General features: G+C 60.7%; 24 protein-coding genes. 13 read left to right on the top strand and 11 right to left on the bottom strand.

The features are described 5' to 3' along the window. Positions 1–7 precede the first annotated feature (7 nt). The 6 genes from FFI16_RS10490 to FFI16_RS10465 all read right to left on the bottom strand — a co-directional run bounded on the left by FFI16_RS10490 (position 8) and on the right by FFI16_RS10465 (position 6,548). Positions 8–991, bottom strand: coding sequence for a TRAP transporter substrate-binding protein (locus FFI16_RS10490; RefSeq protein ID WP_138815224.1), 984 nt, complete (start codon positions 989–991; stop codon positions 8–10). Positions 992–1,143: 152 nt separating this feature from the next. Then, a complete protein-coding gene (locus FFI16_RS10485; protein WP_138815223.1) occupies positions 1,144–1,959 on the bottom strand; it encodes a CoA ester lyase in 816 nt (271 codons plus the stop codon). Positions 1,960–1,974: 15 nt separating this feature from the next. After that, positions 1,975–3,168, bottom strand: a complete 1,194-nt coding sequence (locus FFI16_RS10480) for a CaiB/BaiF CoA-transferase family protein (RefSeq protein ID WP_138815222.1) — start codon at positions 3,166–3,168, stop codon at positions 1,975–1,977. A 9-nt stretch (positions 3,169–3,177) separates the two neighbouring features. Next, entirely contained in the window at positions 3,178–4,527 is a 1,350-nt protein-coding gene (locus FFI16_RS10475) for an MmgE/PrpD family protein (RefSeq protein WP_138815221.1), read from the bottom strand. A gap of 10 nt (positions 4,528–4,537) precedes the next feature. Next, positions 4,538–5,701: an acyl-CoA dehydrogenase family protein gene (locus tag FFI16_RS10470; RefSeq protein WP_138815220.1), complete on the bottom strand. Its 1,164-nt coding sequence runs from the start codon at positions 5,699–5,701 to the stop codon at positions 4,538–4,540. Positions 5,702–5,729: 28 nt separating this feature from the next. Continuing rightward, entirely contained in the window at positions 5,730–6,548 is an 819-nt protein-coding gene (locus FFI16_RS10465; protein ID WP_138815219.1) for a MaoC family dehydratase N-terminal domain-containing protein, read from the bottom strand. A 253-nt stretch (positions 6,549–6,801) separates the two neighbouring features. Here FFI16_RS10465 and FFI16_RS10460 point away from each other — a divergent pair, with 253 nt between their 5' ends. From FFI16_RS10460 to FFI16_RS10445, 4 genes are all read left to right on the top strand, one after another. Then, positions 6,802–7,692, top strand: coding sequence for a LysR family transcriptional regulator (locus FFI16_RS10460; protein ID WP_058421372.1), 891 nt, complete (start codon positions 6,802–6,804; stop codon positions 7,690–7,692). Between the two features lie 32 nt (positions 7,693–7,724). Continuing rightward, complete coding sequence (locus FFI16_RS10455; protein ID WP_138815218.1) at positions 7,725–8,213, top strand: GFA family protein; 489 nt, start codon at positions 7,725–7,727, stop codon at positions 8,211–8,213. 94 nt (positions 8,214–8,307) lie between these two features. After that, positions 8,308–10,131 carry a serine hydrolase gene (locus FFI16_RS10450; protein WP_138815217.1) on the top strand — a complete coding sequence of 608 codons (1,824 nt, stop codon included), beginning with the start codon at positions 8,308–8,310 and terminating at the stop codon, positions 10,129–10,131. A 17-nt stretch (positions 10,132–10,148) separates the two neighbouring features. Then, the gene (locus FFI16_RS10445; RefSeq protein WP_138815216.1) at positions 10,149–10,940 is read left to right on the top strand and encodes a MipA/OmpV family protein; all 792 of its coding nucleotides are present in this window, start codon (positions 10,149–10,151) and stop codon (positions 10,938–10,940) included. A gap of 150 nt (positions 10,941–11,090) precedes the next feature. Here the strand turns inward: FFI16_RS10445 and FFI16_RS10440 are convergent, their stop codons facing one another. Together FFI16_RS10440 and FFI16_RS10435 are read right to left on the bottom strand one after the other, a co-directional pair. After that, entirely contained in the window at positions 11,091–12,368 is a 1,278-nt protein-coding gene (locus FFI16_RS10440; protein ID WP_138815215.1) for an ATP-binding protein, read from the bottom strand. Beyond that, positions 12,369–13,076 carry a winged helix-turn-helix domain-containing protein gene (locus tag FFI16_RS10435; protein ID WP_138815214.1) on the bottom strand — a complete coding sequence of 236 codons (708 nt, stop codon included), beginning with the start codon at positions 13,074–13,076 and terminating at the stop codon, positions 12,369–12,371. It abuts the gene before it with no gap. A gap of 156 nt (positions 13,077–13,232) precedes the next feature. Here FFI16_RS10435 and FFI16_RS10430 point away from each other — a divergent pair, with 156 nt between their 5' ends. Next, entirely contained in the window at positions 13,233–14,432 is a 1,200-nt protein-coding gene (locus FFI16_RS10430; protein WP_138815213.1) for an MFS transporter, read from the top strand. Here FFI16_RS10430 and FFI16_RS10425 read toward each other — a convergent pair. Further along, positions 14,388–14,990, bottom strand: coding sequence for a tRNA-(ms[2]io[6]A)-hydroxylase (locus FFI16_RS10425; RefSeq protein ID WP_138815212.1), 603 nt, complete (start codon positions 14,988–14,990; stop codon positions 14,388–14,390). The two genes, FFI16_RS10430 and FFI16_RS10425, sit on opposite strands and share 45 nt — an antisense overlap. 149 nt (positions 14,991–15,139) lie before the next feature. Here FFI16_RS10425 and FFI16_RS10420 point away from each other — a divergent pair, with 149 nt between their 5' ends. Next, a complete protein-coding gene (locus tag FFI16_RS10420; protein ID WP_138815211.1) occupies positions 15,140–16,003 on the top strand; it encodes a universal stress protein in 864 nt (287 codons plus the stop codon). Positions 16,004–16,138: 135 nt separating this feature from the next. On the opposite strand, the gene FFI16_RS10410 is transcribed toward FFI16_RS10420, so the two are convergent. Then, positions 16,139–16,609, bottom strand: a complete 471-nt coding sequence (locus FFI16_RS10410) for a DUF1289 domain-containing protein (RefSeq protein ID WP_138815210.1) — start codon at positions 16,607–16,609, stop codon at positions 16,139–16,141. A gap of 394 nt (positions 16,610–17,003) precedes the next feature. Between FFI16_RS10410 and acnB the strand changes: the two genes are divergently transcribed. Next, on the top strand, positions 17,004–19,613 hold the full coding sequence (gene acnB / locus FFI16_RS10405; RefSeq protein WP_017137496.1) for a bifunctional aconitate hydratase 2/2-methylisocitrate dehydratase: 2,610 nt from the start codon (positions 17,004–17,006) through the stop codon (positions 19,611–19,613). A 118-nt stretch (positions 19,614–19,731) separates the two neighbouring features. Here the strand turns inward: acnB and FFI16_RS10400 are convergent, their stop codons facing one another. Beyond that, positions 19,732–21,009, bottom strand: a complete 1,278-nt coding sequence (locus FFI16_RS10400; protein ID WP_138815209.1) for a serine/threonine transporter — start codon at positions 21,007–21,009, stop codon at positions 19,732–19,734. A gap of 416 nt (positions 21,010–21,425) precedes the next feature. Here FFI16_RS10400 and FFI16_RS10395 point away from each other — a divergent pair, with 416 nt between their 5' ends. The 6 genes from FFI16_RS10395 to FFI16_RS10370 all read left to right on the top strand — a co-directional run bounded on the left by FFI16_RS10395 (position 21,426) and on the right by FFI16_RS10370 (position 26,917). Then, complete coding sequence (locus tag FFI16_RS10395; RefSeq protein WP_138815208.1) at positions 21,426–21,926, top strand: DUF4822 domain-containing protein; 501 nt, start codon at positions 21,426–21,428, stop codon at positions 21,924–21,926. A gap of 57 nt (positions 21,927–21,983) precedes the next feature. Further along, positions 21,984–22,430 (top strand): hypothetical protein, encoded by a 447-nt coding sequence (locus FFI16_RS10390; RefSeq protein ID WP_178112660.1) that lies wholly within the window; start codon positions 21,984–21,986, stop codon positions 22,428–22,430. A gap of 135 nt (positions 22,431–22,565) precedes the next feature. Further along, positions 22,566–23,180, top strand: a complete 615-nt coding sequence (locus FFI16_RS10385) for a TetR/AcrR family transcriptional regulator (RefSeq protein ID WP_138815207.1) — start codon at positions 22,566–22,568, stop codon at positions 23,178–23,180. 182 nt (positions 23,181–23,362) lie between these two features. Beyond that, positions 23,363–23,887 carry a cysteine hydrolase family protein gene (locus FFI16_RS10380; protein WP_138815206.1) on the top strand — a complete coding sequence of 175 codons (525 nt, stop codon included), beginning with the start codon at positions 23,363–23,365 and terminating at the stop codon, positions 23,885–23,887. Between the two features lie 96 nt (positions 23,888–23,983). Further along, positions 23,984–24,934 carry a 2-hydroxyacid dehydrogenase gene (locus FFI16_RS10375; RefSeq protein WP_138815205.1) on the top strand — a complete coding sequence of 317 codons (951 nt, stop codon included), beginning with the start codon at positions 23,984–23,986 and terminating at the stop codon, positions 24,932–24,934. Positions 24,935–25,024: 90 nt separating this feature from the next. Next, the gene (locus FFI16_RS10370) at positions 25,025–26,917 is read left to right on the top strand and encodes a pilus assembly protein TadG-related protein (RefSeq protein ID WP_138815204.1); all 1,893 of its coding nucleotides are present in this window, start codon (positions 25,025–25,027) and stop codon (positions 26,915–26,917) included. Positions 26,918–26,942 lie beyond the last annotated feature (25 nt).

Raw genomic sequence — 26,942 nt, 5'->3', positions numbered from 1 at the left:
CCCACGATTACTGGTTGGAGGCGTCCGCCGCCTTGATCAGGTCAGCGCCAATCTCGCCTTCGAACTTCTGCCAAACCGGGCGCATGGCTTCGCGCCACAGCTGGCGTTGCTCCGGGGTCAGCTCGATGATTTCGCTGGTTTTGGCGTCGATGATCTTCTGCCTGGCCGACTGGTTCAGCGCTTCGGCCTGCTTGTTCACCTCGACGGTGACTTCGACCATGATCTGGTCCAGGGTGGTGCGCACATCCGGCGGCAGGCCGTTCCAGAATTTGGCGTTGGTGATCACCATGTAGTCGATCAGGCCGTGGTTGGACTCGGTGAAGTACTTCTGCACCTCGTTGACCTTCTGGCTTTCATAGTTGGACCAAGTGTTCTCGGTGCCATTCACGGTGCCGGTCTGCAGGCCTTGGTACACCTCGGCAAAGCTCATCTTGCGCGGGTTGGCGCGGATCGCCTTGAACTGCTCTTCAAGTACGCTGGAAGCCTGCACACGGAACTTCAGGCCACGGGCGTCCTTGGGCTCATGCAGGGCTTTGTTGGCCGAGAGTTGCTTGAGGCCGTTGTGCCAATAGGCCAGGCCGAGGATGTTCTTGTCCTGCATCGAGGTCAGCAATGCCTTGCCCTGGGCGGCCTGGAAACGGTCGACAGCGGCCAGGTCATTGAACAGGAACGGCAGGTCGTAAATCTGCACTTGCTTGGTGTATTGCTCGAACTTGGCCAGGGACGGCGCCAGCATCTGCACGTCGCCCAACAACAGCGCTTCCATCTCTTTACCATCGCCGAACAGCGAGGAGTTGGGGTACACCTCGACCTTCACGCGGCCCGGCAAGCGTTCTTCAGCAAGCTTTTTGAACAGCAGCGCGCCCTGGCCCTTGGGAGTGTTTTCGGCAACCACGTGGGCGAACTTGATCACGATCGGGTCAGCCGCCTGGGCCAGGCCCGCGGCAAACACAGTGGCGGCGCACAGCAGCGCCCGAGAAAGCTTGAGCATGGGAAATCACCTTCTTATTGTTGTGTTGTAGGGCAAGGTGCCTGATGTGATGCGTGTAGTGAATTTCGTATTTTAGATACCTGCGTTCGGCCAGGCCGAACGCCATACTTCAGAACGATGCAGCTCCCACATTTTGCTTCCGGTTGTGTCAGTTAGAGTTGGGCCGCGAGCAGCCTCTGCGCACGCAACAACACCGGCGCATCCACCATCTGCCCATCCATCTGATAAGCCCCGGCCCCATGGGCACCCGCCTCTACCACGCGCTTGGCCCAGGCCAGGTCTTCAGCGCTGGGCGCCAATGCTGCATGAATCACCGCCACCTGCTTGGGATGGATACACAGCGCCCCGGCAAAGCCCATTTCATAGGCGTGCCGGATCGAGCGGCGTAAACCTTCGGGGTCGTCAATTGCCGGGTGCACGCCGTCCAGTGGCGCCACCAGCCCGGCAGCGCGCGAATGTACGATCAATGCCAGGCGTGCCTGATCCAACGCAAACTGCGCAGCCGCAGAACCGCTGCTCAGGTTCAAGTCCAGCGCCAGGTCCAGCCCGCCAAACGACAGGCGCTCAACCTGCGGCGCCTGGGCAATCTCAGCCACCGCGAGCAAGCCCTTGGCGCTTTCGATAATCGGCCATATCACCTTGCCGGCAGCCGCCACCACGGCCACCTGGGCGGCGCTCTCTACCTTGGGCAGCAGCACACCCGTCACATTGGGATGGGCTTTACAGAACGCCACATCTTCAAAATGCTCTGCATGTTCCGGCGCATTGATGCGTACCCACACCTGAGCCTCGGGATGCGCTTGCAAAAACACCCCGAGGTTATCCCGCGCCTGGCGCTTGAGGGGTTCTTCTACTGCGTCTTCAAAATCCACAATGACCGCATCGGCGCCACTGGCCAGCGCTTTGGAAAACCGCTCCGGGCGACTGCCGGGCACAAACAGAGCCGAACGAACTAAAGGCTTTGGCATCACTTGAATTCCTTGTTAGATAACGCCGCGTGCGCGCAGGCCGTCGACAGCTTCCGGCGTGAACCCAAGCTGACCGAGAATGCCCTGGCTGTGCTGGCCCAATGCGGGAACGGCGTCCATGCGCGGGGTAAACGCCGCATTGCGCGCCGGTGGCAACAGTGACGGCAGCGGCCCGGCAGGGCTTTGAACTTCACGCCAGCTGTCACGCGCCTTGAGTTGCGGGTGGTCCCACACCCCTTGCATGTCGTTGACCCTGGCACTGGCGATCTGCGCGTCTTCCAGGCGGTGGATTACGGCTTGCGCGTCTAACTGCGCAAAGCTGTCAACGATGATCTGGCGCAGCGCCTCGCGGTTGGCCGAGCGCTTGAAGTTGGCCGAGAAACGCTCATCGGTAGCCAGCGCAGGCGTGAGCAGCACCTTGTCGCAGAAAGCTGCCCATTCGCGTTCGTTCTGTAACCCGAGCATCACCGTGCCGCCGTCGCCGGTGGGAAACGGCCCGTAGGGATAAATCGTTGAATGCGCGGCCCCGGCCCGTGGCGGCTGGGGCGCGCCGTCGAAGGCGTAGTACATCGGGTAGCCCATCCACTCCACCAGGCTTTCGAGCATGCTCACGTCAATGCGACTGCCCTGCCCCGTCTTGCCGCGCAGCAGCAACGCCGAGAGGATGCCGCTGTAGGCGTACATGCCGGCGGAGATATCGGCGATTGAGCAACCGGCCTTGGCCATCTGGTCTTCGCCTGGGCCACCGGTTACCGATAAAAAGCCGCCCTCGCTTTGGATCAACAGGTCATAGGCTTTCTTTTTCTCGTAAGGCCCGCCTTCGCCATAGCCGGAAATATCGCAGACGATCAGCCGCGGGAAGCGCTCATGCAGCGTTTCAAACGACAGGCCCATGCGCGCCGCCGCGCCGGGTGCCAGGTTCTGCACCAGCACGTCGGCATCGGCCAGCAGGCTCTGGAGGATGTCGCCGGCCTCGTCCTGTTTGAGGTCCAGGGTCAGGCTTTCCTTGGAGCGGTTGGTCCACACAAAGTGCGATGCCAGGCCGCGCACGCGCTCGTCATAGCCACGGGCAAAGTCACCGGCGCCGGGCCGTTCGATCTTGATCACACGGGCGCCGAGGTCCGCCAACTGGCGGGTGCAGAATGGCGCGGCAATCGCGTGCTCCAGGCTGATCACGGTAATGCCGTCCAGCGGTCGTTGATTAGTCATGATGCTTCCTCAAAGCCAGTCAGCCATGGACGCTGCATCGCGCAGGTTCCAGACCTTTTCGATCATTGCAGTGGCCTGCGCGGGAGTGCGCGCGCCGCTGAATTGGGTAAGGCGCTGAAATTTGTCCGCCAGCTCCTCCCGGCTCAGGGTGTTGCCCGGGTCGCCCTTGGGTTCGTCGATGGCGCCGTGCAGCGTACGGCCATCGAGAGTGGTGACGGTGATGCGGCCCAGCCAGCGCTGCGGGTAGGCGCCGTCGACTTCTGCGTCCAGGGTCATGCTGACCTTGTCGCGAAAGGCTGAGACGGCGGGGTCGGTCAGCGCGAGTTCGTGGAACTCGGTGAGCCCGGCCTTGCCATGTACGGCGATCAAGCCGAGCACAGTGCCCATGGAGAATTTGGCCTGATGCACAGTGGCAGGCGTGGTCACGCGGCCCAACACGTCGATGGCACCTTGATGGACACGCGTTTGAACCGTGGCGATATCTGCAGCGCACAGCCCTTCGCGCTGCATCAGATCCAACAGCGCATCCGCGGCCGGATGGGTGTGACGGCATGAGGCGTGGAACTTGAACGAGGTCTCCAGCAGCGCCCAACGGCTACCGAGGTCCGCCGACAATTTGCGCGGTTCGGCGTCGCTGGACATACCCGCTGCCAAACCTTGGTCGCCTTCCAGAATATTGCGTGCGCCGGTGAGCCCGTCCGCCGTCAGATACGCCGCGAGCAAGCCATCCGCCGCTGCCTTGGCCGTGTGCAGTTGCTTGGAGTCGGCGGCATCGCGCAAAAACTCCCACAACCCGGCGGCCTGGGTGCCGGCGCTGCCGAGCAGGTTGATGAATTGTTCCTGGTTGAAGTCCAGCAGTTTGCCCACAGCCACCGCCGCCGCCAGGGTGCCGACGGTGGCCGTGGTGTGGAAAATGCGGTAGTGGGACCGGCCCAAGAATTCGCCAATGCGAATCCCGGCTTCATAGCCCGCCACCGAGGCCAGCAGCAATTGGCGGCCGGATTTGCCAAGGTCCTGGGCGGCAGCCAGCGCGGCCGGAAACACCACGGTCGCCGGGTGCAGCACCGAGCTGTTGTGCAGGTCATCCTGCTCCACCAGGTGTGAGGATGCGGCGTTCACCAGCGCCGCAAAATACGCGCTGGTGCTGCCGCCATTGACGATCACCTGCGCGGGGCCGCTGCTGGGTCCCATTTTTTGTGCGTAGCGTTCAAACAGCGGGATCGGGTGCGCGCCTTGGCTGGCCAGCGCCGAGGCCAGCCAATCCAGGTACAGGTCTTCAGTGCGTGCCAGCACCTTTTCCGGCAATTGTTCGTAATTAAGATCTGCAAGAAACCGACACAAGGCGTGGGTATGGCTCATGGTCAGGCCCTCAGAAGCTGCGTGGCAGTTCGAGCAGGTGCTCGGCCACGTAGGACAGGATCAGGTTGGTGGAGATCGGCGCAACCTGGTACAGGCGGGTTTCGCGGAATTTGCGCTCCACGTCGTACTCGCAAGCAAAACCAAAGCCGCCATGGGTTTGCAGGCAGGCGTTGGCCGCTTCCCAGGACGCCTTGGCGGCCAGGTACTTGGCCATGTTGGCGCTGGCGCCGGCGTTCTTGCCGCTGTCGTATTCCTCACAGGCACGCCAGCGCATCAGGTCCGCCGCTTCGATTTCGATATGCGCCTCGGCAATCGGGAACTGCACACCCTGGTTCTGCCCGATGGGCCGACCAAACACCACGCGGTCGCGGGCGTAGGCACTGGCCTTTTCGATAAACCAGCGGCCATCACCGATGCACTCGGCGGCAATCAGGGTGCGTTCGGCGTTGAGGCCGTCGAGGATGTATTTGAAGCCTTTGCCCTCCTCGCCGATCAGGCTGTCGAGGGGCAGCTCCAGGTTGTCGAAAAACAGCTCGTTGGTTTCATGGTTGACCATATTGGCGATGGGCTGCACGGTCAGGCCGTTGCCGATGGCTTCGCGCAGGTCGACCAGGAAGATCGACATGCCTTCGGACTTTTTCTTCACTTCGGCCAGCGGCGTGGTGCGTGCCAGCAGAATCATCAAGTCGGAATGCTGGACGCGCGAGATCCAGACCTTCTGGCCATTGATCATGTACTTGTCGCCACGCTTGATCGCGGTAGTCTTGATTTTGGTGGTGTCGGTGCCGGTGGTCGGCTCGGTCACGCCCATCGATTGCAGGCGCAATTCGCCGCTGGCGAGCTTGGGCAGGTAGAAGCTTTTTTGCGCTTCGCTGCCATGGCGCAGCAAGGTGAACATGTTGTACATCTGGCCGTGCACGGTGCCGGAGTTGCCGCCGCAGCGGTTGACTTCTTCGAGGATCACCGAGGCTTCGGCCAGGCCCAGGCCGGAGCCGCCGTATGCTTCAGGGATCATCGCCGACAGCCAGCCAGCGTCGGTCAGGGCTTTGACGAAGGTTTCGGGGAAGCCTTTTTGTTCGTCGACCTTGCGCCAGTAAGCGGCATCGAACTCGGCGCACAAGGCGCGCACGCCTTCGCGGATGGCGTTGAGTTCTTCGTTGTCATTGGGGTTCATTAACGGCTCTCCGCCTGTTGTTCTAGGATTATTCGAAGTGGATTTCAGCTTTCTGAGCCAGACCGTCTGCGTTGCCAGCCCACAGTTCTGCAACCCCGTTTTCAATCACCCTCCCACCTACAGCAAACGGCTGCGGTGCGATCAGCGGGCGCACGCCGCGATAAGCGAAATGGCGAAGGGTCGCGTCGGGATGGGCGCGGCAAAACGCGCGCAGGCTCAAGGTCGCGATCAGCGGGCCGTGCACCACCAGGCCTGAATAGCCTTCGGTGCCGGTGACGTAGGGGTAGTCGTAGTGGATGCGGTGGCCGTTGAAGGTCACGGCGCTGTAGCGAAACAGCAGGGTTGGCGTGGGGCTGATCGACTCCTGCCATTCGCCTTCGGGCAAGGCGTCGCCGCTGCCCTGTTTGGGCGGCGTGGGTTCGCGGTAAACGATGTCCTGTTCTTCGCGGATCGCCAGGCGGCCGTCCTGGGAATAGTCATGGCGCACAGTGACAAACAACAGCGAGCCGGTTCGCCCGGTCTTTTCTTCGACCTGGGTGATGGTCGACACGCGGGTCGCCGCCTCACCAGCGCGTAAGGCGTGCAGGAACTCGATGCGCCCGCCGGCCCACATGCGATTGCGGTTGTCGGCCGGCGGCAGGAAGCCGCCGCGGGCCGGGTGGCCGTCAGTACCCAAGGCCGATTCCGGCAGCGGGTCCTGGAAAAAGCACCACTGCCACAGCGGTGGCAAATCGGCGCCCTGTTCCGGCACAGCCTCGCCGAAGGTCGCGGCAATGCGTTTGAGCAGGTTATGGCTCAAGTGGTCGTGGGCGGTTTCGCTTCGGCCGATCCAGTCAGTGGCGCTCATCGGGTGCAGGTCCTCGGGCAGTGAGTGTCTGCCCCGGATCATGCAAGCGCCTGCCCGTTCTGAGAATTTGCATTTCAATAAACCAGCGTTCGGTTATGCTGAACGCCAACTTCGAGTCCGCCCTCATATCCTGTGGGAGCTGGCTTGCCTGCGATAGCGGTATGTCAGCACCGATGATGTTTCTGATACACCGCTATCGCAGGCAAGCCAGCTCCCACATGTGAACCTCACCGTTGCCAAAATAGGTGTTTGCATGCATTTCGATCTCGCCGACCTGCGCCTGTTTATCCATATCGCCGAATCCCCCAGCCTCACCCAGGGCGCCAAGCGGGCGTTTCTCTCGCCGGCCGCCGCCAGCGCGCGGATCAAGGCGTTGGAAGGCCAACTCGACACGCGCCTGCTGTACCGCGACAGCCGTGGCGTGGAGATCACTCCGGCGGGCGAGCGGTTGCTGCACCATGCGCGCCTGATCATGCGCCAGGTGGACTACCTCAAAAGCGAGTTCACCCAATACGGGGTGGACTCGGCCGGGCATATCCGCATCTTCGCCAACACCACGGCGGTGACCGAGTTTCTGCCGGAGGTGCTGGCGGGTTTTCTGTCCCAGCGCCCGGGCGTGACCGTCGACCTGCAGGAGCGTTTATCCCGGGATATCGTGCGTGGCGTGCTCGATGGCACCAGCGACATGGGCATCATTGCCGGGCCGGTTGAGGCGGCGGGTTTGCAGGTGTTGCATTTCAGCACCGATGAGTTGGTGCTGATGGTGCCGGTCGGTCATCCGTTAGCCGACCAGCCTTCAGTGACCCTGGAACAGACCCTGGCCTACCAGCACATCGGCTTGCACGAAGGCAGCACGTTGTTGAGTTTTTTGCGTGAACACGTCGATCGCCTCGGCAAGCATTTGTCACTGCGTATCCAGGTGTCGAGCTTCGAGGCGATCTGCCGGATGGTCGAGGCTGGCGTGGGTATTGGTATCATTCCTGAATCCGCCGCCGTGCGGCACAGCCGGACCATGCAACTGGTGACGGTGAAGCTCGATGAGCCGTGGGCGATCCGCGAGCGCAGCATTCTGGTGCGCGAGCTTGAGGCTTTGCCCGGCACCATTCGGGCTCTGATCGCCACCTTGATGCCGCAAAGCGCCTAAGCTCAACAGTCACCTTGCCTGAGGAGACTGTTATGCAACTCGAAGGATCCTGCCATTGCGGCGCCGTAACATTCAGCCTGAACAGCCAGCATCCCTACCCCTACCAGCGTTGCTACTGCTCGATCTGCCGCAAGACCCAAGGCGGCGGCGGTTATGCGATCAACCTTGCCGGCGATACGCAAAGCCTGAAGGTGCAGGGACGCAAACACATCTCGATCTACCACGCCCGCCTCAAGCCCGAGGGCGCCAGCCGTGCGCACGCGAGCACTGCCGAACGGCATTTTTGCTCGCAGTGCGGCAGTGCCTTGTGGCTGTTCAGCCCGGAATGGCCGGAGCTGACCCACCCGTTTGCCTCGGCCATCGACACGCCGTTGCCGGTGCCGCCGGAACACACGCACCTGATGCTTGGCTCGAAAGCGCCGTGGGTCGAAGTCAGTGTGCGCAAAGGCGATTTGGAGTTCGACGAATACCCCGAAGAATCCATCGCCCAGTGGCATGAACGTTTGGGGCTGACGCGTTAACACTCTTTGACAGTTTCTCGACAAAGCTCTCAAAGATTGTTGGCTCGCACCGCCCTAGCATTCGAGCATCCAAACCACCATTCGGGTGCTCTTCATGTTTCGCACATTGCGCGGTATTCCGTTATGGGGTTGCCTGCTCGGCACGCTTGGCTGCCACGTGCAGCCGCCTGCCCCGCCGGCGATTCCCAAAGGCGATTACGGCGCGATCATCCGTTACCTGCAGGCCCGTATTCCGAAGGAGATGGCGCGGGAGAATGTGCCCGGGTTGTCAATTGCGCTGGTCAATGGTCAGGAGCTGATCTGGGCACGCGGCTTTGGCCTGGCCGACAAGGCCCAGGGGGTGCCGGTGACCGCCAACACGGCGTTTCGCGCCGGCGGCATTTCCAAACTACTGACGGCCACGGCAGCGATGCAGTTGGTCGAGCAACAGCGCCTGGGCCTGGACGCGCCGATCCAGCAGACCTTGCGCGAGTTCTACGTGCGTTCGCGCTTTCACACTGACCAGGCCGCCGCCGACCGCGATATCACCTTGCGCCGCTTGCTCAGTCATCAATCCGGCTTGCCCAGCGAACATTTGCGTGACGTGCGCAGCACCTATGCCATGGGCCAGATGCCGATGCGCGTGTCCGGCGTATGGCTGAGCAGCCCGCCGGGCTCGCAGGTGGCCTATTCCAACCTCGGTTATTCATTGGTCGGCGCAGCCATTGAGCGCAGCAGCGGTAAAAGTTTCGAAGCCCAGTTGCAAAGCCGCCTGCTCAAGCCACTGGAGATGAACCAGTCGAGTTTCGTCGGCACCGGCACGCAATTGAGCTTTCGCGCCCTCGGGTACGAAGACGGCGTGGCAAGTACCGATGCCCAGGTGCGTGACCTCGCGGCCGGCGGCTTGTGGGCCAGCCCCAAAGACCTCAGCCACTACGTGCAGATGCTGTTTGCCCATGGCGTCTATAAAGGCACCCGAGTGCTTGAGAGCCCGTCGATTGATCAGATGTTCACCCAGCAAAACACCGGCAATGCCCTGGACTTCGATTGCCAGATGGGCCTGGGCTGGTTCCTCGCACCCTGCGGCGATGAACCCGTCGCCCCCGGCGTGCGTACCTATCAGCACAGTGGCGGCGGCGATGATTTTGCCGCGCAGTTGAGCGTGCTGCCAGACCAGCAACTGGCGGTGATCATCATGGCCAATGACAGCAACGCCGAAGAACTGGTCGCGCGCCTGGCCACCGAAACCCTGCGCCTGATGCTCCAGGCGCAAACCGGGCAGGCCGTGTGCGCCGACGACTGCCAGACGCCCAGCCATGGCCTCAAGTTGCGCCAGGTGCCCGCCGCCGTCGACCGCAAGCGCCTGGCCGGGTTTTATGCCACGGCCTGGGGCGTGTTCCGGGTCAAGGATGAGGGCGATCGGCTGACCGGCGAACTGGCGGGGTTTGACTTCGAATTGTTGCGCGACGAGCACGGCTGGCTGCGCGCGCAGAAAAAAGTCTTCGGCCTCTGGTTCAAGGACCTCGGTGATTTGGGCCGCGTACAACTGGACGTGGTCACGGTGCAGGGCCGCCAAGTGCTCACGGCCCGCAGCCATGGCCAACGCCTGGCCATCGGTGAACGCATCGACCCGCCGCCGCTGCCGCTGGCCTGGGCCTCCACCATCGGCACCTATCAGGTGCTCAACACCCATGAACCCGACGCGCCGTTGAGCGGCATCAGCGTGCGCCTGGAGGAAGGCTTCCTGGTGATTCGCGGCCAGCTGCACAACGAGCCACTCACCGACTACATCCTGCTTCCCGTCGACAACGCCCACGCGGTGCTGGCCGGCAACGGCTATGGCCTGGGCGATACCGTCAGCCGCCAGGTCAACGGCCTCAGCGCCTCGGGTTACTCCTTCAAACGTACGCAATCGCCCAACAACCTCTTGAATTTTTAACAAGGACGAATACCCAGATGCGCTCAAAAAACCTCTGCCTGTCATTCACCTCACTGTGCCTGCTCGCGGCTGCAGACACTGCGGTTGCCGAAGACTGGCAATACAGCCTCAAGGCCGGCGTGGGCAACCTGCCGCGCTACAGCGGCAGCGACGAACGCATGACCGCGCCACTGCTGGGCGGCAAAGTCGTGAGCCCGTGGGGGATTTTCCTCGACACCGACAAGGGCCTGGGCTGGGGTTATGAAGGCAATGCCCTGAGCTTCAGCGCGTATGTCGGCGCAAGCGCGGCGCGCAAGGACAAAAACGAGAGCCTGCATGCCGGCTCCAAGCGCCTCAAAGGCATGGGCGAGATCAAGGCCCGCCCGCAATTGGGCGTCAGCGCCAGCTATAACCTGGGCGGTGTGATTGTTGGCGCGACGCTGGAACATGCCCTCAAGGAGAACGACCGCAAAGACACCGGCAAGGCCTACACCCACCTGGAACTGAGCCTGGGCACCAATCTGTACGAAGGCCGCTACGGCTCGGTGGATGCCAGCCTCAGCAGCCACTTTGGCGACCGCAACTACTTGCAGACCTGGTATGGCGTGACCACCGGCCAGGCCGCGCAAAGCCGTTTCAAGGCCTACAAGGCCGGCGCGGGCAACATCAGCAATGGCCTGAACCTGGTGTGGAGCCTGCCGATCAGCGAACACACCCAGTTCTCGACCTTGCTGGATGTGCAGTACCTGGCGGATGAAGCGGGCAAGAGCCCGATCGTGGAGCGACGGTTGCAGACGTCGGTGATGGGGGTTTTTGAATACACGTTCTGATCGGCTAGCCAATCAAAACCTGTGGGAGCGGGCTTGCTCGCGAATGCGGTGTGTCAGTCAATCAATCTTTAACTGATACACCGCATTCGCAGGCAAGCCAGCTCCCACATTGAATGGGTTATCACACCCATTCCCTGCGCGTCCCAAGGGTTACTCGGCGTACGCCCAAGTCATCCTGAATGACGCCCCGCCCCACTCCGAATCCAGCACTTCTACCTGCCCGCCGTGCCACTGGCTGACACGCTTGACCAGCGCCAGGCCCAAGCCAAAGCCGCCGGTGCGGCGATCGCGGCTGGCATCCAGGCGCAGGAACGGTTCGAAGATCTTCGACCGCCCCTCCATCGGCACACCCGGGCCGTCGTCATTGACCCGCACTTCGTAGCCAGTGCCGAACTTGACCAGCGACACCTCTACACGGCGCTCGGCATAGCGAATGGCATTGCGCAGCAGGTTGATCACTGCACGCGCCATAAAACGCGGTTCGATCTGGATAAAGTCGACCTCACAGGTGCGCAACGACAACTGCACACCCGCCGCCTCGGCCTCCAGCGCCACACTGCCGATCACGCTGTCGAGCCAGCTATGCGCTTCGATATTTTCCCGCGTCACCTGGGTGGCGCCGCGCTCCAGGCTGGCGTAGGTCAACAGTTCGGAGACCATTTCTTCCAGCTCGCCAAGGTCCGAGTACATATCAGCGATCAATTCGCGGCTCTGGCGCGGGTCAGCCTGCTGCTTGAGTTGATCAAGCTCAAACGACAAGCGCGCAATCGGCGTGCGCAATTCATGGGACACCGCGTTGGTCAGCTCACGCTGGTTGGCGATCAGGCTTTCGATGCGCTCGGCCATCTGGTTGAAGTGCCCGGCCAGCTCGCGCACGGTAGAACGGCGTGGCAGCAGGATGCGCGAGGCGAGGTCGTTATCGCCAAAGCGCTGTGCGGCCAGGCGGATATGCTCCAGGTCGCGCCAATGCGGGCGTACCCAAAAATACAGGACGATGGCCAGGCTCACGCCCAGGAAACCATAGGCCCACAGGTACAACCATTTGGGTTCTTCCGGCAGCTTGATCTGCAGCAACTGCGGGCCGCCATCAATGGGGGTCAGGAACTCCATGAAGTCGCCGCGCACCACCAGTTGGCCCCCCGCCAACAGTTGCTGTTCGCGGTCATTGAGCGCCAGGGTGTCGCGCGGTACCAGCTTGAGGCGCAAACCATAATGGGGTTGCAGCTCAGCCAGGCGCGCATCGCGGGCCGCGCCCTGCACCGGGCGCAGTTGCTCGACCAGACCATAGGCCGGCCCACGCAAGGCTTCGCGGTTATAGACTTCGTTGGCCTCGGGCAATAACTCGTCGAAGGTGTAGTTGACCAGCCAGATCGCCCCGGCCAACCCCAGCGCCAGGATCACATACAGGCGCAGAAACAGGCGCAGCATCTAGACCTCCCACGCAAACGGATTGAACAGATACCCCTTGCCCCAGATGGTCTTGATGCACACCGGTTCACGCGGGTTATCGTTGAGCTTGCTGCGCAATTTGCTGATGTACACATCGACACTGCGGTTCAGGCCGTCGAAGGCAATGCCGCGCATGCGGTTGAGGATGTCGTCGCGCGAAAGGATAGTCCCCGAGTGACTGGCCAGCAGCCACAGTAGCTCGAACTCCATGGTGGTGAGGTCAATGGCCTCACCGCCCAGGCTGACGCCCCGACAACTGCGATCAATTGACAGCCGGCCAAACTCCAGCGCACCGCGCACCGTGGGCTCCGGCACTTGACGGCGCTGCAAGGCACGCAGTCGGGCGAGCAATACCGGCGGCTTGATCGGTTTGATCACGTAGTCGTCGGCACCCGACTCCAGACCCAGGATATGGTCCAGGTCATCTTCCTTGGCGGTAAGGATGACAATGGGCGTGTCGGACACGTTACGAATCCCCCGGCACACATGCAGCCCGCTCTGGCCCGGCAGCATCAGGTCGAGCACCACAATCTTCGGCTTGAAGTCGAGAAAGGCCGCCAAGGCCTCATCGCCCCGGTGCACCACACGCACCTCGAAACCATGTTGCGACAGGAAGTGCGCGATCAGCCCTGCCAGCTTTTCATCGTCCTCAACGAGCAGGACCTTGCCCAGACCCAGGTTTTCCATAAGTTCTCAGTGTGGATGCGCGGATTGAAGTGTGCGCATTATAGGTGGCAAGCTGGTCGACATAAGCAACTGGCCATTACCAGCCGACGAAGCTTCATCCTTTTAAGAGTTTTTAACAAATACCCTGCAATCTTTAACGCCATTAACAGGAGTTGTATGCGCAAGGATTACCTGGCGTTCTTTGTTTCGCTGTTCCTGTCGCGGCTGGCGGACCAGATTCTGTTGTTTATCGTGCCGCTGATCGTGTTCCAAACCACCAACAGCGTGTCGTGGGCGGGGTTGGCGTTCTTCGTTGAGTCGCTGCCGCGCTACCTGGCGTTCCCGGTGTGCGGTGCATTGTGCGACAAGTTCTCGCCGGTGCGCATTCTGCACATCAGCCAGGTTTACCGTGCATTGGCGTGCGTGGCGGCGGTGGCGCTGTATGGCGTGTTCGACGGTATTTATTGGCTGGTGATCCTGTCGGCGCTGTGCGGCGTGTTGACGACCCAGGGCATCATGGCGCGCGAAGTGGTGATGCCGCATATCTTCAAGCATTACACCTATGCCAAGACCTTGTCCTACTCGCAGATCGCCGACCAGAGCGGCCTGGTGCTGGGGCCACTGGTGGCGGCGCTGATGCTCGAGGTGTGGGCCTGGCCTTGGGTGGTGGTGGGCATTGCCGGGCTGTTTGTGCTGGCAGACCTGGCGATGTTGATCTGGCAACGCAACACCACGGTCAGCCTGGAGAGCTTTGAGCAGCATCAGGATATCTGGCTGCAACCGCTGCGCATTGCCTTCGGGCACATCCGCAAACTGGCGGACCTGAAGCGGATCATTGCCCTGGCGGTGGGCGTCAACCTGATCATCGGGGTCACGCTGGCGACGTCTGCAGCCATGGTCACTGGCCTGTTCGCCGCCGGCAAAGATGCCTATGCGCTGTTGCAGGCTGCCGGCGCGGTGGTGACCATCGTCATTTTGTTTTACCTGGCGCGTTCCAGCCTGCCGTTGAAGGTGCTGGGTGGGCTGTCTTATTCAATGATCGCGGCGGGGGCGTTGATCATGGCGGTCAGCCCCAACCTGTGGGCTTACACCTTGGGTTTTTTGCTGATTACCGGCTTCGACAAGATGTTTAACGTATACATGCGCAGCACTCGCCAGCGGGTGATCCCGGTGCAGGACTTCGGCAAGACCGTCGGCGTGATCACCCTGCTCAACAACCTCGCGCAGCCGCTGGCGGGCCTGTTGATTGCCGTGCTGGCGGCGCCGCTGGGCACGCAAACGGTGATCCTGCTGCTGGCCGGGCTCACTGCGCTGATCGGCGTGGCCGTTGCTTCAGGCTGGCACGCCACTGTGAAAGCGGAACTCGATGTCGGGTGACTCGATCAGTTCCTGCTCGGCGGCGCGCACCCGTTCGATCACCTGGGCGATGTCTTTGGCGTCGCCGTACTGGTAGGCAAGCTTCAGGTAACCCTGGAAGTGCCGGGCCTCGCTTTTGAGCAAACCGAAGTAGAACTTGCCGAGTTCTTCGTCCAAATGCGGCACCAGGGCTTCGAAACGCTCGCAACTGCGCGCCTCGATAAAGGCGCCGACCACCAGCGTGTCCACCAGCTTGACCGGCTCATGACTGCGCACCACCTTGCGCAAACCTGAGGCATAACGGCCGGCATGCAATTGACGCAGCTCGACCTTGCGCTTTTTGATCAGGCGCATGACTTGTTCATGGTGCACCAGCTCTTCACGGGCCAGGCGCGACATCATGTTGATCAGGTCCACATGGGCGTGGTACTTGGCGATCAGGCTAAGGGCGGTGCTGGCGGCCTTGAATTCGCAGTTCTTGTGGTCGATCAGCAGGGTGTGCTGATCGGCCAACGCGGCCTGGACCCAGGCATCAGGGGTGCGGCAGCCGAGGAATTCGTGGATTTCGGGCAGGTTCATCGGGCTCACGGGTAAAAGGATCACAAAAGGCCGGCGATTATACCGACCCCGCCGCAGACCACCAGCCACCCGCCTTGATGTGCATCAACATGACGTCTGGCAGGCAGCAACTATAGTTGTTCCAGGCCCACCCTTTGGAGACCCCGACCATGCAAGCCATTCGCAGCATCCTGGTGGTTATCGAACCTGAGCATTCCGAAAGCCTGGCGCTCAAGCGCGCCAAGCTGATTGCCGGGGTCACCGGCGCGCACCTGCATTTGCTGGTGTGCGACAAAAAGCACGAGCATTCGGCGCTGTTGAGCCTGCTCAAGTCCGGCCTGCAGGAGGACGGCTACAGCGTGACTACCGAGCAGGCGTGGAATGACAGCCTGCATGAAACCATCATCGACGTGCAGCAGGCCGAAGGCTGCGGCCTGGTAATCAAGCAGCACTTTCCAGACAGCCCTTTGAAAAAGGCTCTGCTGACGCCGGCAGACTGGAAACTGCTGCGCTACTGCCCTACTCCGGTGCTGCTGGTGAAAACCTCGACACCCTGGGCCGACAAGGTGGTGCTGGCCGCCATTGATGTGGGCAACAGCGACAGCGAGCACCAGGCGCTGCACAACACCATCATCGACCATGGCTTCGACATTGCACGCCTGGCGAAGGCGCAACTGCACGTGATCAGTGCCCACCCGTCGCCGATGCTATCGGCGGCAGACCCGACCTTCCAGCTCAAGGAAACCATCGAGGCGCGCTATCGCGAACAGTGCAAGGCGTTCCAGGCTGAGTTTGATATCGACGACACCCACCTGCATATCGAGGAAGGCCCGGCGGATGTGTTGATTCCCCATGCTGCGCACAGCTTGCAGGCGGCGGTGACCATTATCGGCACGGTGGCGCGCACAGGAATTTCCGGAGCGCTGATTGGCAATACGGCGGAGGTGGTGCTGGATGCGGTGGAGGGGGATGTGCTGGTGCTCAAGCCGCAGGAGTTGATGGACCACCTCGAAGAGTTGGCGACCAAAGCCTGACATAGCCTCTTCAGACCATGGAGATCTAATGTGGGAGCGGGCTTGCTCGCGAAAGCGGAGCGTCAGTCACTGAGTTTTTTGACTGATCTACCGCATTCGCGAGCAAGCCCGCTCCCACATTTTTGATGTGTGTTATCAGGTAGAGAGTGCGTCTCTCAGGAACCCCGGCGCGATATAGCGCTGGTAATGCGCCTCGGACAAGATAAAGAACTCACGATCAATCGCATCCCGCAGATCCGGAAGTGCCCAGTCGCGAAACTCCGGCAGCAGCACCATGCCATAGGCTTCGAGGTTGGAAATCACCCGCGCGCCTCGGGCGATCAACTGGTAGGCCCAGCAGTACTCGGACTGGTGTGGCACAAAGCGAATCTTGCGCTGCTCAAGCTGCGCGCGCAGCCGCTTGGGGTCGAAGACTTCCAGTTTGCCGGCCATCACTTGTACCAACAGTTGCTCCAGCCGCAGCCATACCGCGCGTTTTTCTTCTTCGTTATAGCCATTCCACTGGATCACCTCATGGTGAAAGCGCTTGCAGCCGCGGCACACGAGATCGCCGTAAACCGTGGAGCACAGGCCGACGCAGGGGGTCTTGATGGCTTGGTTGGACATGGGCAACGCACACAAATCAGCGAAACGATGCGCCATGTTAGCCCTTTGTCTAAGGTTGATCACCCAGCAAACTTGGTTAGGTAACTTACCTTTAGATTTTTTTTGCCGTAGAATCATCCGGCCTTGTAAGGCGCCAATAATCCGCTGGAAGCTGTTTTCAAAGCGTCACGAGCACAGTCGTTCCTTCAGAACGGTGTTGGCGCAGGTTCGACCCGGTAGGTCAGAGCCCGCGCCAACCCTCATCAGCTCCGTTCTGCAGGCGTAAAACTTTGAAAGCAGCTTCTGTGAGGAATGCCGGCAGCGCTGGCTTTGCGGCCCAAAAAGCCCCCGAGCGCATGCGTGCCGTTCATTTCTGGATGAGCGTCCCGTGGGACCACTGATGAGGGTAATAACTGTGCTTGAAGCCTACCGCAAACATATCGAAGAGCGCGCAGCACTGGGTATCGTTCCCCAGCCGCTTAACGCCGAACAAACCGCAGGCCTGGTCGAGCTGCTGAAGAATCCTCCGGCTGGCGAAGAAGAATTTCTCGTTGACCTGATCACCAACCGCATTCCACCAGGCGTTGACGAGGCTGCCTACGTCAAGGCCGGCTTCCTGTCCGCCCTGGCCAAAGGCGAAGTCACTTCTCCCCTGATCGACAAGAAACGCGCTGTTGAACTGCTTGGCACCATGCAAGGCGGCTACAACATCGTGACGTTGGTCGAGCTGCTGGACGATGCCGAGCTGGCCCCTGTCGCAGCCGCCCAACTCAAGCACACCCTGCTGATGTTCGATGCGTTCCACGACGTGGCCGAAAAAGCCAAGAACGGCAACGAGCATGCCAAAGGCGTGATCCAGTCCTGGGCTGACGGCGAGTGGTTCCGCAACCGCCCAACCCTGGCCGACAAGATCAGCTTGCGCGTCTTCAAGGTCACCGGCGAAACCAACACCGACGACCTGTCCCCTGCCCCGGACGCCTGGTCCCGCCCTGACATCCCGCTGCACGCCCTGGCCATGTTGAAAATGGCACGCGAAGGCATCGTGCCGGACGAGCAAGGCAAAACCGGCCCGATGAAGCAGATCGAAGAGATGCGCGGCCAAGGTTTCCCGATCGCCTACGTCGGCGACGTGGTGGGTACTGGTTCGTCGCGTAAATCGGCAACCAACTCGGTACTGTGGTTCTTCGGCGACGACGTTCCTTACGTGCCGAACAAGCGCGCCGGCGGCTTCTGCTTCGGCAGCAAGATCGCTCCAATCTTCTACAACACCATGGAAGATGCTGGCGCACTGCCAATCGAATTCGACGTTACCAACATGAACATGGGCGACGTGATCGACCTGTACCCGCATGCTGGCAAAGTCTGCAAACACGGCACCGACGAAGTCCTGACCACCTTCGAAATGAAGACCCCGGTGCTGTTGGACGAAGTTCGCGCCGGCGGCCGTATTCCGCTGATCATCGGTCGCGGCCTGACCGACAAGGCGCGTGCTGAACTGGGCCTGGGCCCTACCGACCTGTTCAAACTGCCTGAAGCACCTGTCGACACCGGCAAGGGTTTCACCCTGGCACAGAAAATGGTCGGCAAGGCTTGCGGTCTGCCAGAAGGCAAAGGCGTTCGTCCTGGCACCTACTGCGAGCCGAAGATGACCACCGTGGGTTCTCAGGACACCACCGGTCCTATGACCCGTGACGAACTGAAAGACCTGGCGTGCCTGGGCTTCTCGACCGATCTGGTAATGCAGTCGTTCTGCCATACCGCGGCTTACCCCAAGCCGATCGACGTGACCACCCACCACACCCTGCCTGACTTCATCATGACCCGTGGCGGTGTATCGCTGCGTCCAGGCGACGGCATCATCCACAGCTGGCTGAACCGTATGCTGCTGCCGGATACCGTCGGCACCGGTGGTGACTCCCACACCCGTTTCCCGATGGGCATCTCGTTCCCGGCCGGTTCCGGTCTGGTCGCGTTCGCCGCAGCCACTGGCGTAATGCCACTGGACATGCCGGAATCGATCCTGGTGCGCTTCAAAGGCAAAATGAAACCTGGCATCACCCTGCGTGACCTGGTTCATGCCATTCCTTACTACGCGATCCAGGCTGGCCTGCTGACCGTAGAGAAGAAAGGCAAGAAGAACGCCTTCTCCGGCCGCATCCTGGAAATCGAAGGCCTGAACGACCTGACGCTGGAACAAGCTTTCGAGCTGTCCGACGCCTCGGCTGAACGTTCGGCTGCCGGTTGCACCATCAAGCTGTCCAAGGACTCCGTCACCGAGTACCTGAACTCCAACATCACCCTGCTGCGCTGGATGATCGGCGAAGGCTACGGCGATGCACGCACCCTGGAACGTCGCGCCCAAGCGATGGAAGCCTGGGTTGCCAACCCGGAGCTGATGGAAGCCGATGCCGACGCCGAATACGCCGAAATCATCGAGATCGACCTGGCCGAAATCAACGAGCCGATCCTCTGCGCACCGAACGACCCGGACGATGCCCGTCTGTTGTCCAGTGTTGCCGGCGAGAAGATCGACGAAGTGTTCATCGGTTCGTGCATGACCAACATCGGTCACTTCCGCGCTGCCGGTAAGCTACTGGAGCAGGTCAAGGGTCAGCTGCCAACCCGTCTGTGGCTGTCGCCGCCGACCAAGATGGACGCTCACCAACTGACCGAAGAAGGCTACTACGGCATCTACGGCAAAGCTGGCGCGCGCATGGAAATGCCGGGCTGCTCGCTGTGCATGGGTAACCAGGCACGTGTAGAGCCGAACTCGACTGTAGTGTCGACTTCGACGCGTAACTTCCCGAACCGTCTGGGTGATGGCGCGAACGTCTACCTGGCCTCGGCCGAGCTGGCGGCAGTCGCCTCCACTCTGGGTCGCCTGCCGACCGTCGAAGAGTACATGGGTTATGCAGCGAAACTGGACACCATGGCCAGTGACGTTTACCGCTACCTGAACTTCGACCAGATCGCCGAGTTCCGCAAGATCGCAGCAAGCGCCAACATCCCGGTGATTCAAGCCTAAGATGTGGTGATGTAAAGAGCGCCGCGCATCGCAAGATGCGCGGCGTTTTTTTATGCCTGGAATACAGAGCTAACAACACCACAAAACAAATGTGCAGTCATACAGACCGCATCAAGGCTCAAGCAACCAACGAATACACCAACGCCGTAATCGCCACCAACCCTACCGCCGTCACAAACACATTGGACGCCTGCCCACGGTACTTGGCCATGGCCGGTACTTTGCGGATGGCGTACATCGGCATCAGGAACAGGATCGAGGCAATGATCGGGCCACCGAGGGTTTCGATCATGCTGAGGATGCTCGGGTTAAGCGTGGCAACCAGCCAGCACACTACCAGCATGAAGGCGGCGGTCATGCGGTCCAGGGACTTGGTAGCCGGACGACGACCGGTTTTCAGCACCAGGCCCTTGAGGCCTTCGCTGGCGCCGATGTAGTGGCCCAGGAACGACTTGGCAATCGCCACGAACGCAATCAACGGCGCGGCGAAGGCGATGGTCGGGTTGTCGAAGTGGTTGGCCAGGTACGACAGGATCGACAGGTTTTGCGCTTTCGCTTCAGCCAGTTGCGCTGGCGACAGAGTCAGTACGCAGCTGAACACGAAGAACAGCACCATCGCCACCATCAACAGGTGTGCACGGCACAGGATCTGCGAGCTGCGCGCATCGGCGTTGGCGCCGTACTGGCGTTTCTGGTCAACCGCGAAGGCCGAGATGATCGGCGAATGGTTGAACGAGAACACCATCACCGGAATCGCCAGCCACAGGGTATTGAGCAGCACTGAGGGCGCCGGGACTTCGCTGACGGTGCTGAGGATGCCGCCGGTCCAGTGCGGGATCAGGTACACCGCCAGGAACAGCAAGGCGACGATGAACGGATACACCATCAGGCTCATGGCCTTGACGATCACTTGCTCACCGCAACGCACCACGGCCAGCAGGCCGAGGATCAGCACAAAGGCCAGGATCGCCCGTGGCGGCGGCATGATGTGCAGTTGGTGCTCCATGAAACTGCTGACCGTATTGGTCAGGGCCACGCTGTAGATCAGCAGGATCGGGAAGATGGCGAAGAAGTACAGCAAGGTGATCAGCGCACCGGCCTTGAGGCCGAAATGCTCTTCGACCACGTCGGTGATGTCGGAGCCGGCACGGCCGGACAGCACGAAGCGCGTGAGGCCACGGTGCGCGAAGAACGTCATCGGGAACGCCAGCAATGCCAGGATCACCAGGGGCCAGAAGCCGCCCAGGCCCGCGTTGATCGGCAAAAACAAAGTACCGGCGCCAATGGCGGTGCCGAACAGGCCGAGCATCCAGGTGGTGTCCTGGCGGCTCCAGCTTGTGAGGGTTGCAGGTGTCGTTGCATAACGTTCGTCGACGCTATTGGCCTGATCATTCATCCGGTCGGATCTCCGCATTTACACGGCCGGGGCGAGTCAGAAAAACCTGACAGGCAGCGCCTCGACCATAGAAGGGGCCGGATTGTCCGGGATTCTCTCGAATAAGCAAAGACTTAGCTGAGGAATGGTTGAGCGGTGCAGCCGCTCAAGGAGGGGTGCGGATGGCAGTTTTCAGAGGCTTCGGCAGGTTATGGAGTCGCCCCAAACCCGTTTAAAAAACAACTTACAAGAAGTGTCCGACATTAAAAACAGACACACCCTATATCTAAATTATATTTCCACGAAAATAGACCCTTAACTGTTACAGGACCATACATAACTATTGAGCCGCCGCCAGAGCACAAACTAAGATCGCCCCGACCCTCCCACAAAAAAATTATGCCACGCTCTTTGTCTACAGCCTCAGGAGTTCAAGAATGAGAACGCTCAGTGTTGTATTAACCGGCCTGTTTCTAATCGGTTTATTTAAATCCAGCGAAAGTTACGCAACGTCAACCGAACCTGAACGGGATGTGCAGGCGCTGGCCTCTTCCCCGCAATGGCTGACTACCAAAGTCTATATCGAGGGTGCGCCAGACAAGGACGTCAAGGCCAACTACCCCGGTGTGGTGGGCATATCAATGTGGGACCCGCAGCGCAACCGCTATGAGTTCTTCTACGCGGACACCGGGCTTTCAAAATACGCCGATGGCGGTGGCGGCTACTTCCTGGTCACCGGCGACAAGAACACCCATATTCTGGTGCCCGATGTGGGCCCGGTCAAAACCGTAGTCAGGCGCCTGGAAAAACTCGACAAGAACGAGTTCACCTACTCTCGTGAAGTACCTCGCGACATGGTTGCCAACAACCCTCTTGTTCGAATCTATGTCGTGCATGCGCCTTATATCGGGCCGATAAAAACTGCACTGTCGAACTAATGAACACTCATGCCCGACACTACGCTCCTTAAATTCATAACTTGCAAGGTGTTCAAGATGAATCCATTCAACGCCCTCATATCACTGTTAATACCTTTGCTGTTGAGTATTGCGCTGTTGCCCGGAGCAGCCACTGCCAACACCACCGTTCCCGCCAGCGTAAACACTGTGGCTGCCACCCCTGATAACGCCATTATGTTAACGGTGTTTCTCAAACATGATCAGTCGCGCCCCTTGAGCGAATTGAAGACTCAATTGGCCAAGCAAGCGTTTCACAAGGCATTTCCTCCAGCCGGGGTTGAAGTGGTCAGTTGGAATGTAACCATGGGTATCGGACAGATCGTCGTGCTACGCCTGCCGGCTTCACGCCTGGTAGAGGTCAATCTGGCGATAGAGCGCACTGCCTGGGGCGTATACACAACGGAATTTTATCCTACCTATGATTTCCGGCCGATCGCGCAGGCAGAGCAAATCCAGGCGCGGCAGGCGGACCCTGCCCAATAATGGCAGTGTGGCGGCTGCCGCTTGAGAAATCTGCGGCATCGCGGGGAGAATACATTCCACAACAAATCTATTTTCGAATCGGCCCCGTTACTGTACTTTTCAATCAGTATCCGCCTGCATCCTGAGAGCCCCGCCATGCCTCGCGTCTCCCGTAAACAAGCCGAACTCAACCGCGAAATCATCGTGGAGGCTGCCACGCATCTGTTTCGTGAGCGCGGGTTGCACGGTATTAGCCTGTCTGACGTAATGGCCGCAGCTGGCCTGACCCACGGCGGTTTCTATGGGCACTTTGCGTCCAAAGAGGCACTGGCCACCGAGGCGTGCCAAAAGGCATTCGAGCAAGCGAACCTGGGCTGGCAGGAAAAAATCAGCCGCAGTGATGATGTGCATGCTGCCCGTGAGGCCATCCTGCGCCCGTATTTATCCACCCACCACCGTGACAACCCCGGCGATGGCTGCCCCATCTCGGCCTTCACCCCGGACATGTGCCATGAGCCCGCCGACACAGCGTTGCAACACACCTTTATCGACGGCGTTGAACAGTCACTGGAGGTTTTTGCGCAGCTTCAGGATGAAGACCGTCAGGCGATGCTCGCCAAGTACGCAATGATGATTGGTGCCGTCACCCTCGCCCGTGCCACGCGCGGCAGCAGTTTGTCAGATGAGTTCCTTGAAGCTGCAAGAAACACCCTCCTGCAAGAACAGAGTTCGGACAACGCCGTTGACAGCCACGCACCCTCCCCAGCATGATCGGGCCATGAACCTGATTCAGCGCCGCCTCACCCGCACCACCACCACGACCGCTTATGGCGGGCCGTGCGGTGGCTGTGGGTGCGAAAGCTAAAGACACCCAGAAACACCCCAAGGCCCCGCCAGCAATGGACGGGGCCTTTTTATTGCCCCGCCCGCTGGCCACTGCAAGGAGCAAGACCATGGCAAACGCCCTGTTGATCATCGATATGCAAACCGGTTTATACGATGGGCCGGAACAGCCCTTTGAGCGCGAACGCGTGCTCGGCACCATCAACCAGCTTATCCAGCGTGCCCGCCAGGCCAACGCCCCTATCTTCGTGGCCCGCCATACTGGCCCGGCGGGGTCGCCGATTGCAGCTGGCAGCCCACTCTGGCAACTGTGGCACGGCCTCGACGTGGACGAAGCCCGCGACCACCTGTTCAATAAAACCCGCCCCAGTTGCTTCCTGGGCACTGAGCTCGCGCAACAATTGGCAGCGGCGCAGGTGGATGAATTGGTGGTGGTCGGCATGAAAACCCAGTTTTGCATCGACGCCACGTGCCGAGTGGCGGTGGAGCTTGGGTTTTCGGTGGTACTGCCCGAAGACGGCCATACCTGCATGGACACTCCGACGTTACCGGCCAAGGCGATCATCGAGCATCACAATGCAACCTTGGCGGGGGCATTTGTGAAGCGGGTCAAAGCCCAGGACGTCGAGTTCTAGCCGCGCCCGTGCGGGATTTTTTCTGATTGAACAAATCGTTCCGTCTTACAAATCCCGCATACTCATCCTATCAAACCCTTCAGGAAGAGCCTTCCGATGTCCACCACTGTTCTGGTCCTGGTTGAAACCATCAATGAATACCTGCAAATCATCGAGAGCAATGACTTTCATGTGATTCTGGCGCCCACACCGGCCGAACGTGCCCAAGCGATCAAAGCCCACGGCGCGCAGATCAAGGCGGTACTCACCCGTGGCCCGCTGGGGCTGTATGCCGAGGAAATCGCGGCACTGCCGCTGCTGGAGATCATCTGCGTAATCGGCGCCGGCTATGAGCACGTGGACCTGCAGGCGGCGAGCAATCGCGGGATCGTGGTCACCAACGGCGCCGGCGTGAATGCGCCGTCAGTGGCTGACCACGCCATGGCGTTGCTGCTGTCGCTGGTACGCGGCATTCCCCAGACCGATGCAGCAGTGCGGCGCGGTGAATGGCCGAAAGTGATGCGCCCTTCCCTGGGCGGCAAGCAACTGGGGATCCTCGGCCTCGGCGCAGTGGGCATGGAGATTGCCAAACGTGCCAGCCTCGGCTTTGGCATGGAGGTGAGTTACCACAACCGCCAGCCTCGCGATGATGTGGACTACACCTACTGCGCCACCGCCGTTGAGCTGGCGCGCACCTCGGACTTCCTGATCCTGGCTACACCCGGCGGGGCCAGCACCCGCCACCTGATTGATCGCCATGCCTTGGACGCCTTGGGGCCTAACGGTTACCTGGTCAATATCGGGCGCGGCAGCGTGGTGGTGACCGCCGACCTGGTGGCTGCGCTGGAGCAACGGCGTATCGGTGGTGCGGCGCTGGATGTGTTCGACGATGAACCGAAAGTACCCGATGCTCTCAAGCGCCTGAGCAATACCGTGCTCACCTCCCATGTGGCCGGCTTGTCGCCGGAAGCGGCCCACGACACCGTGCAACGTGTGGCCGATAACCTGGTGGAATACTTCGCCGGCCGCCCCGTGCTCACGCCGGTTACCCTGCCGCCACGCAACTAGTAGCGATTAGCCAGCGCTGACGCAAAACCTGACTACACTGCTTGCGGGGATGCTCAGGACGTCGGTGCAGGACCGGCGAAGGAACGCACAATGATTGGCCATGGACTCGGCCCGGCGCGCCAACGCGGCGCCATCGGCCTGATAGGCGCGGTAACCCTCGGTATCGCGCTGCTGTTTCTGTTGCTGGTGGTCGACAGCGGTCGCCTGTACCTGGAGAAGCGCAAATTGCAGCGCGTGGCCGATACGGCCGCGCTGGAAGCGGTGAGCCGCAACGGCAAATGCGCGGGGCCCGCTAACAATGCCGCGCAGTTTGCGACCGAAAGCGCGGCGCGCAACAACTTTAGCCTTGATGACAATCGCACGCTGACCACCGCCTGCGGCACCCTGGCCACCGGCGCGGACTTTATGCGCACGTTCAGCGCCGACCCGAGCAAAACCGATGCTATCCGGGTGATTGCCACCCATCGCGTACACACCAGCCTCGCCCATGGCTTGCTCACGCTGTTCTCGCGCCAGCCCGTCAACCTGACAACGCTGCTGAGCGCCACCGCTGTCGCCGCCGCACCAACGCCCACGGTTGCCCAGCTCACGGTTCGCAGCACCTTACTGACCGTGGACAGCACCAAGTCCGTCGCCCTCAACGCCTTGATCGGCGGCCTGCTGGGCGGCAAGTTGCAGTTGGACGCAGTCGGCTGGAACGGCTTGCTCAATACCGATATCAGCTTGCTCAAGTACCTGGATGCGCTGGCCATCCAATTGAAAGTCAGCGCCGGTAACTACGACCAACTGCTCAAGACCGACGCCACTGTCGGCCAACTGATCCAGGCAGCCATTGATGTGCTCAAGCTGGGCGGTGATGCGGTCAAAGTGGTGATCAACAACCTGGAAGCCATCAAGCTGATTGCGCCGGGCACGCAGATCCTGCACCTGGGCGACCTGATCAATATCCAGAACGGCACCGACAAAAGTGCGCTGGATGTGAACCTGCAACTGTTCAACCTGATCCAGGGCTTTGTGCAGCTGTCGAACAAGGCCAGCGCAGTTGCCGTGGAGTTGCCGGTGGATGTACTGGGCCTGCTCGGCGTGACCGTGTCGACCAAAGTGATCGAGCCCGGGCAGGTTTCCAGCATCGGCAACCCCAAAGATATCGCCAAGCAGCCGATCTATGTGCGCACCGCCCAAGTGCGCACCTTGATTTCGGTCAAACTGCCGATCGTTACGCTGGTCAACAACCTGCTGGGCGGCGTGGTGCAAGCGCTCAGTGACCTGTTGGGCGGCCTGTTTGGTTTGCTCGACCCCAATTGTTGCCTGGTCGCCAGCCTGCAAATCGGCGACACCCTCGACATCGCCCTGGAAGCCGCTGGTGGCAGCGCCAGGGTCACTGGCTACAGTTGCGACAGCGGCAAAAAGTCGTTGTCGGTACTCGGCGAAACATCGGCATTGCGCGCGATGATTGGCCAGGTTGACCCCAAGAATCTGTACTCGTCCACAGAAACACTCAAGGTGGATGAGTACCCGGTGGTGGATATCGGCACTAAAACCTGCAAGCGCGGCACGGGCGTGTGTGGCGACAGGCAAGCCTTTGCGGCGGGCGGCCTGGGCATCCGAATCGACAGTGATGTGCTGAAAACCGCGCGTGCGCACACCTACACCGATCCGCCCGCGATCAACCAGCAACCGGTCTATTACGCATTCGCCAGCTCGAACGCGGTCAGTAGCCTCAAGGACACACTCACCGGCATCCAACTGATCAACCACCCGCCCAAAATGGCCAGCCTGTTGGGCGCGGTGCTGGGCCTGGTCACGGGCGTGGTCAACGGCTTGCTCACCACCCTGGGCGGCTTGATTGCCGGGCTGCTCGGCCCGCTGCTCGACCCTATCGTCAACAACCTGCTCGCTGGCCTTGGCATCGACCTGGCAAAAGTCGAAATCGGTGCCAACCTGTCCTGCAACCCCGGTGGCCGGGCCATGCTGGTGATTTGAGCACATCAGGCCCACTGATCATCGT

This window comes from Pseudomonas sp. KBS0710 (assembly GCF_005938045.2).
In the GTDB taxonomy this organism is placed as follows: Bacteria; Pseudomonadota; Gammaproteobacteria; order Pseudomonadales; family Pseudomonadaceae; genus Aquipseudomonas.
The sequence above is the reverse complement of the archived record's forward strand: the minus strand, read 5'-3'. Positions and strand labels throughout refer to the sequence as shown.

What these genes read in the sequence shown, in the direction of transcription:
- FFI16_RS10440 (WP_138815215.1), bottom strand. Translation starts at nt 12,368, where the DNA reads ATGCTGCGCCTGTTTCTGCGCCTGTATGTGATCCTGGCGCTGGGGTTG.
- FFI16_RS10420 (WP_138815211.1), top strand. Translation starts at nt 15,140, where the DNA reads ATGCAAGCCATTCGCAGCATCCTGGTGGTTATCGAACCTGAGCATTCC.
- FFI16_RS10450 (WP_138815217.1), top strand. Translation starts at nt 8,308, where the DNA reads ATGTTTCGCACATTGCGCGGTATTCCGTTATGGGGTTGCCTGCTCGGC.
- FFI16_RS10480 (WP_138815222.1), bottom strand. Translation starts at nt 3,168, where the DNA reads ATGACTAATCAACGACCGCTGGACGGCATTACCGTGATCAGCCTGGAG.
- FFI16_RS10490 (WP_138815224.1), bottom strand. Translation starts at nt 991, where the DNA reads ATGCTCAAGCTTTCTCGGGCGCTGCTGTGCGCCGCCACTGTGTTTGCC.
- FFI16_RS10435 (WP_138815214.1), bottom strand. Translation starts at nt 13,076, where the DNA reads ATGGAAAACCTGGGTCTGGGCAAGGTCCTGCTCGTTGAGGACGATGAA.
- FFI16_RS10445 (WP_138815216.1), top strand. Translation starts at nt 10,149, where the DNA reads ATGCGCTCAAAAAACCTCTGCCTGTCATTCACCTCACTGTGCCTGCTC.
- FFI16_RS10455 (WP_138815218.1), top strand. Translation starts at nt 7,725, where the DNA reads ATGCAACTCGAAGGATCCTGCCATTGCGGCGCCGTAACATTCAGCCTG.
- FFI16_RS10485 (WP_138815223.1), bottom strand. Translation starts at nt 1,959, where the DNA reads ATGCCAAAGCCTTTAGTTCGTTCGGCTCTGTTTGTGCCCGGCAGTCGC.
- FFI16_RS10400 (WP_138815209.1), bottom strand. Translation starts at nt 21,009, where the DNA reads ATGAATGATCAGGCCAATAGCGTCGACGAACGTTATGCAACGACACCT.
- FFI16_RS10470 (WP_138815220.1), bottom strand. Translation starts at nt 5,701, where the DNA reads ATGAACCCCAATGACAACGAAGAACTCAACGCCATCCGCGAAGGCGTG.
- FFI16_RS10380 (WP_138815206.1), top strand. Translation starts at nt 23,363, where the DNA reads ATGGCAAACGCCCTGTTGATCATCGATATGCAAACCGGTTTATACGAT.
- FFI16_RS10465 (WP_138815219.1), bottom strand. Translation starts at nt 6,548, where the DNA reads ATGAGCGCCACTGACTGGATCGGCCGAAGCGAAACCGCCCACGACCAC.
- FFI16_RS10410 (WP_138815210.1), bottom strand. Translation starts at nt 16,609, where the DNA reads ATGTCCAACCAAGCCATCAAGACCCCCTGCGTCGGCCTGTGCTCCACG.
- FFI16_RS10430 (WP_138815213.1), top strand. Translation starts at nt 13,233, where the DNA reads ATGCGCAAGGATTACCTGGCGTTCTTTGTTTCGCTGTTCCTGTCGCGG.
- FFI16_RS10395 (WP_138815208.1), top strand. Translation starts at nt 21,426, where the DNA reads ATGAGAACGCTCAGTGTTGTATTAACCGGCCTGTTTCTAATCGGTTTA.
- FFI16_RS10460 (WP_058421372.1), top strand. Translation starts at nt 6,802, where the DNA reads ATGCATTTCGATCTCGCCGACCTGCGCCTGTTTATCCATATCGCCGAA.
- FFI16_RS10475 (WP_138815221.1), bottom strand. Translation starts at nt 4,527, where the DNA reads ATGAGCCATACCCACGCCTTGTGTCGGTTTCTTGCAGATCTTAATTAC.
- FFI16_RS10385 (WP_138815207.1), top strand. Translation starts at nt 22,566, where the DNA reads ATGCCTCGCGTCTCCCGTAAACAAGCCGAACTCAACCGCGAAATCATC.
- FFI16_RS10370 (WP_138815204.1), top strand. Translation starts at nt 25,025, where the DNA reads ATGATTGGCCATGGACTCGGCCCGGCGCGCCAACGCGGCGCCATCGGC.
- FFI16_RS10425 (WP_138815212.1), bottom strand. Translation starts at nt 14,990, where the DNA reads ATGAACCTGCCCGAAATCCACGAATTCCTCGGCTGCCGCACCCCTGAT.
- FFI16_RS10375 (WP_138815205.1), top strand. Translation starts at nt 23,984, where the DNA reads ATGTCCACCACTGTTCTGGTCCTGGTTGAAACCATCAATGAATACCTG.
- FFI16_RS10390 (WP_178112660.1), top strand. Translation starts at nt 21,984, where the DNA reads ATGAATCCATTCAACGCCCTCATATCACTGTTAATACCTTTGCTGTTG.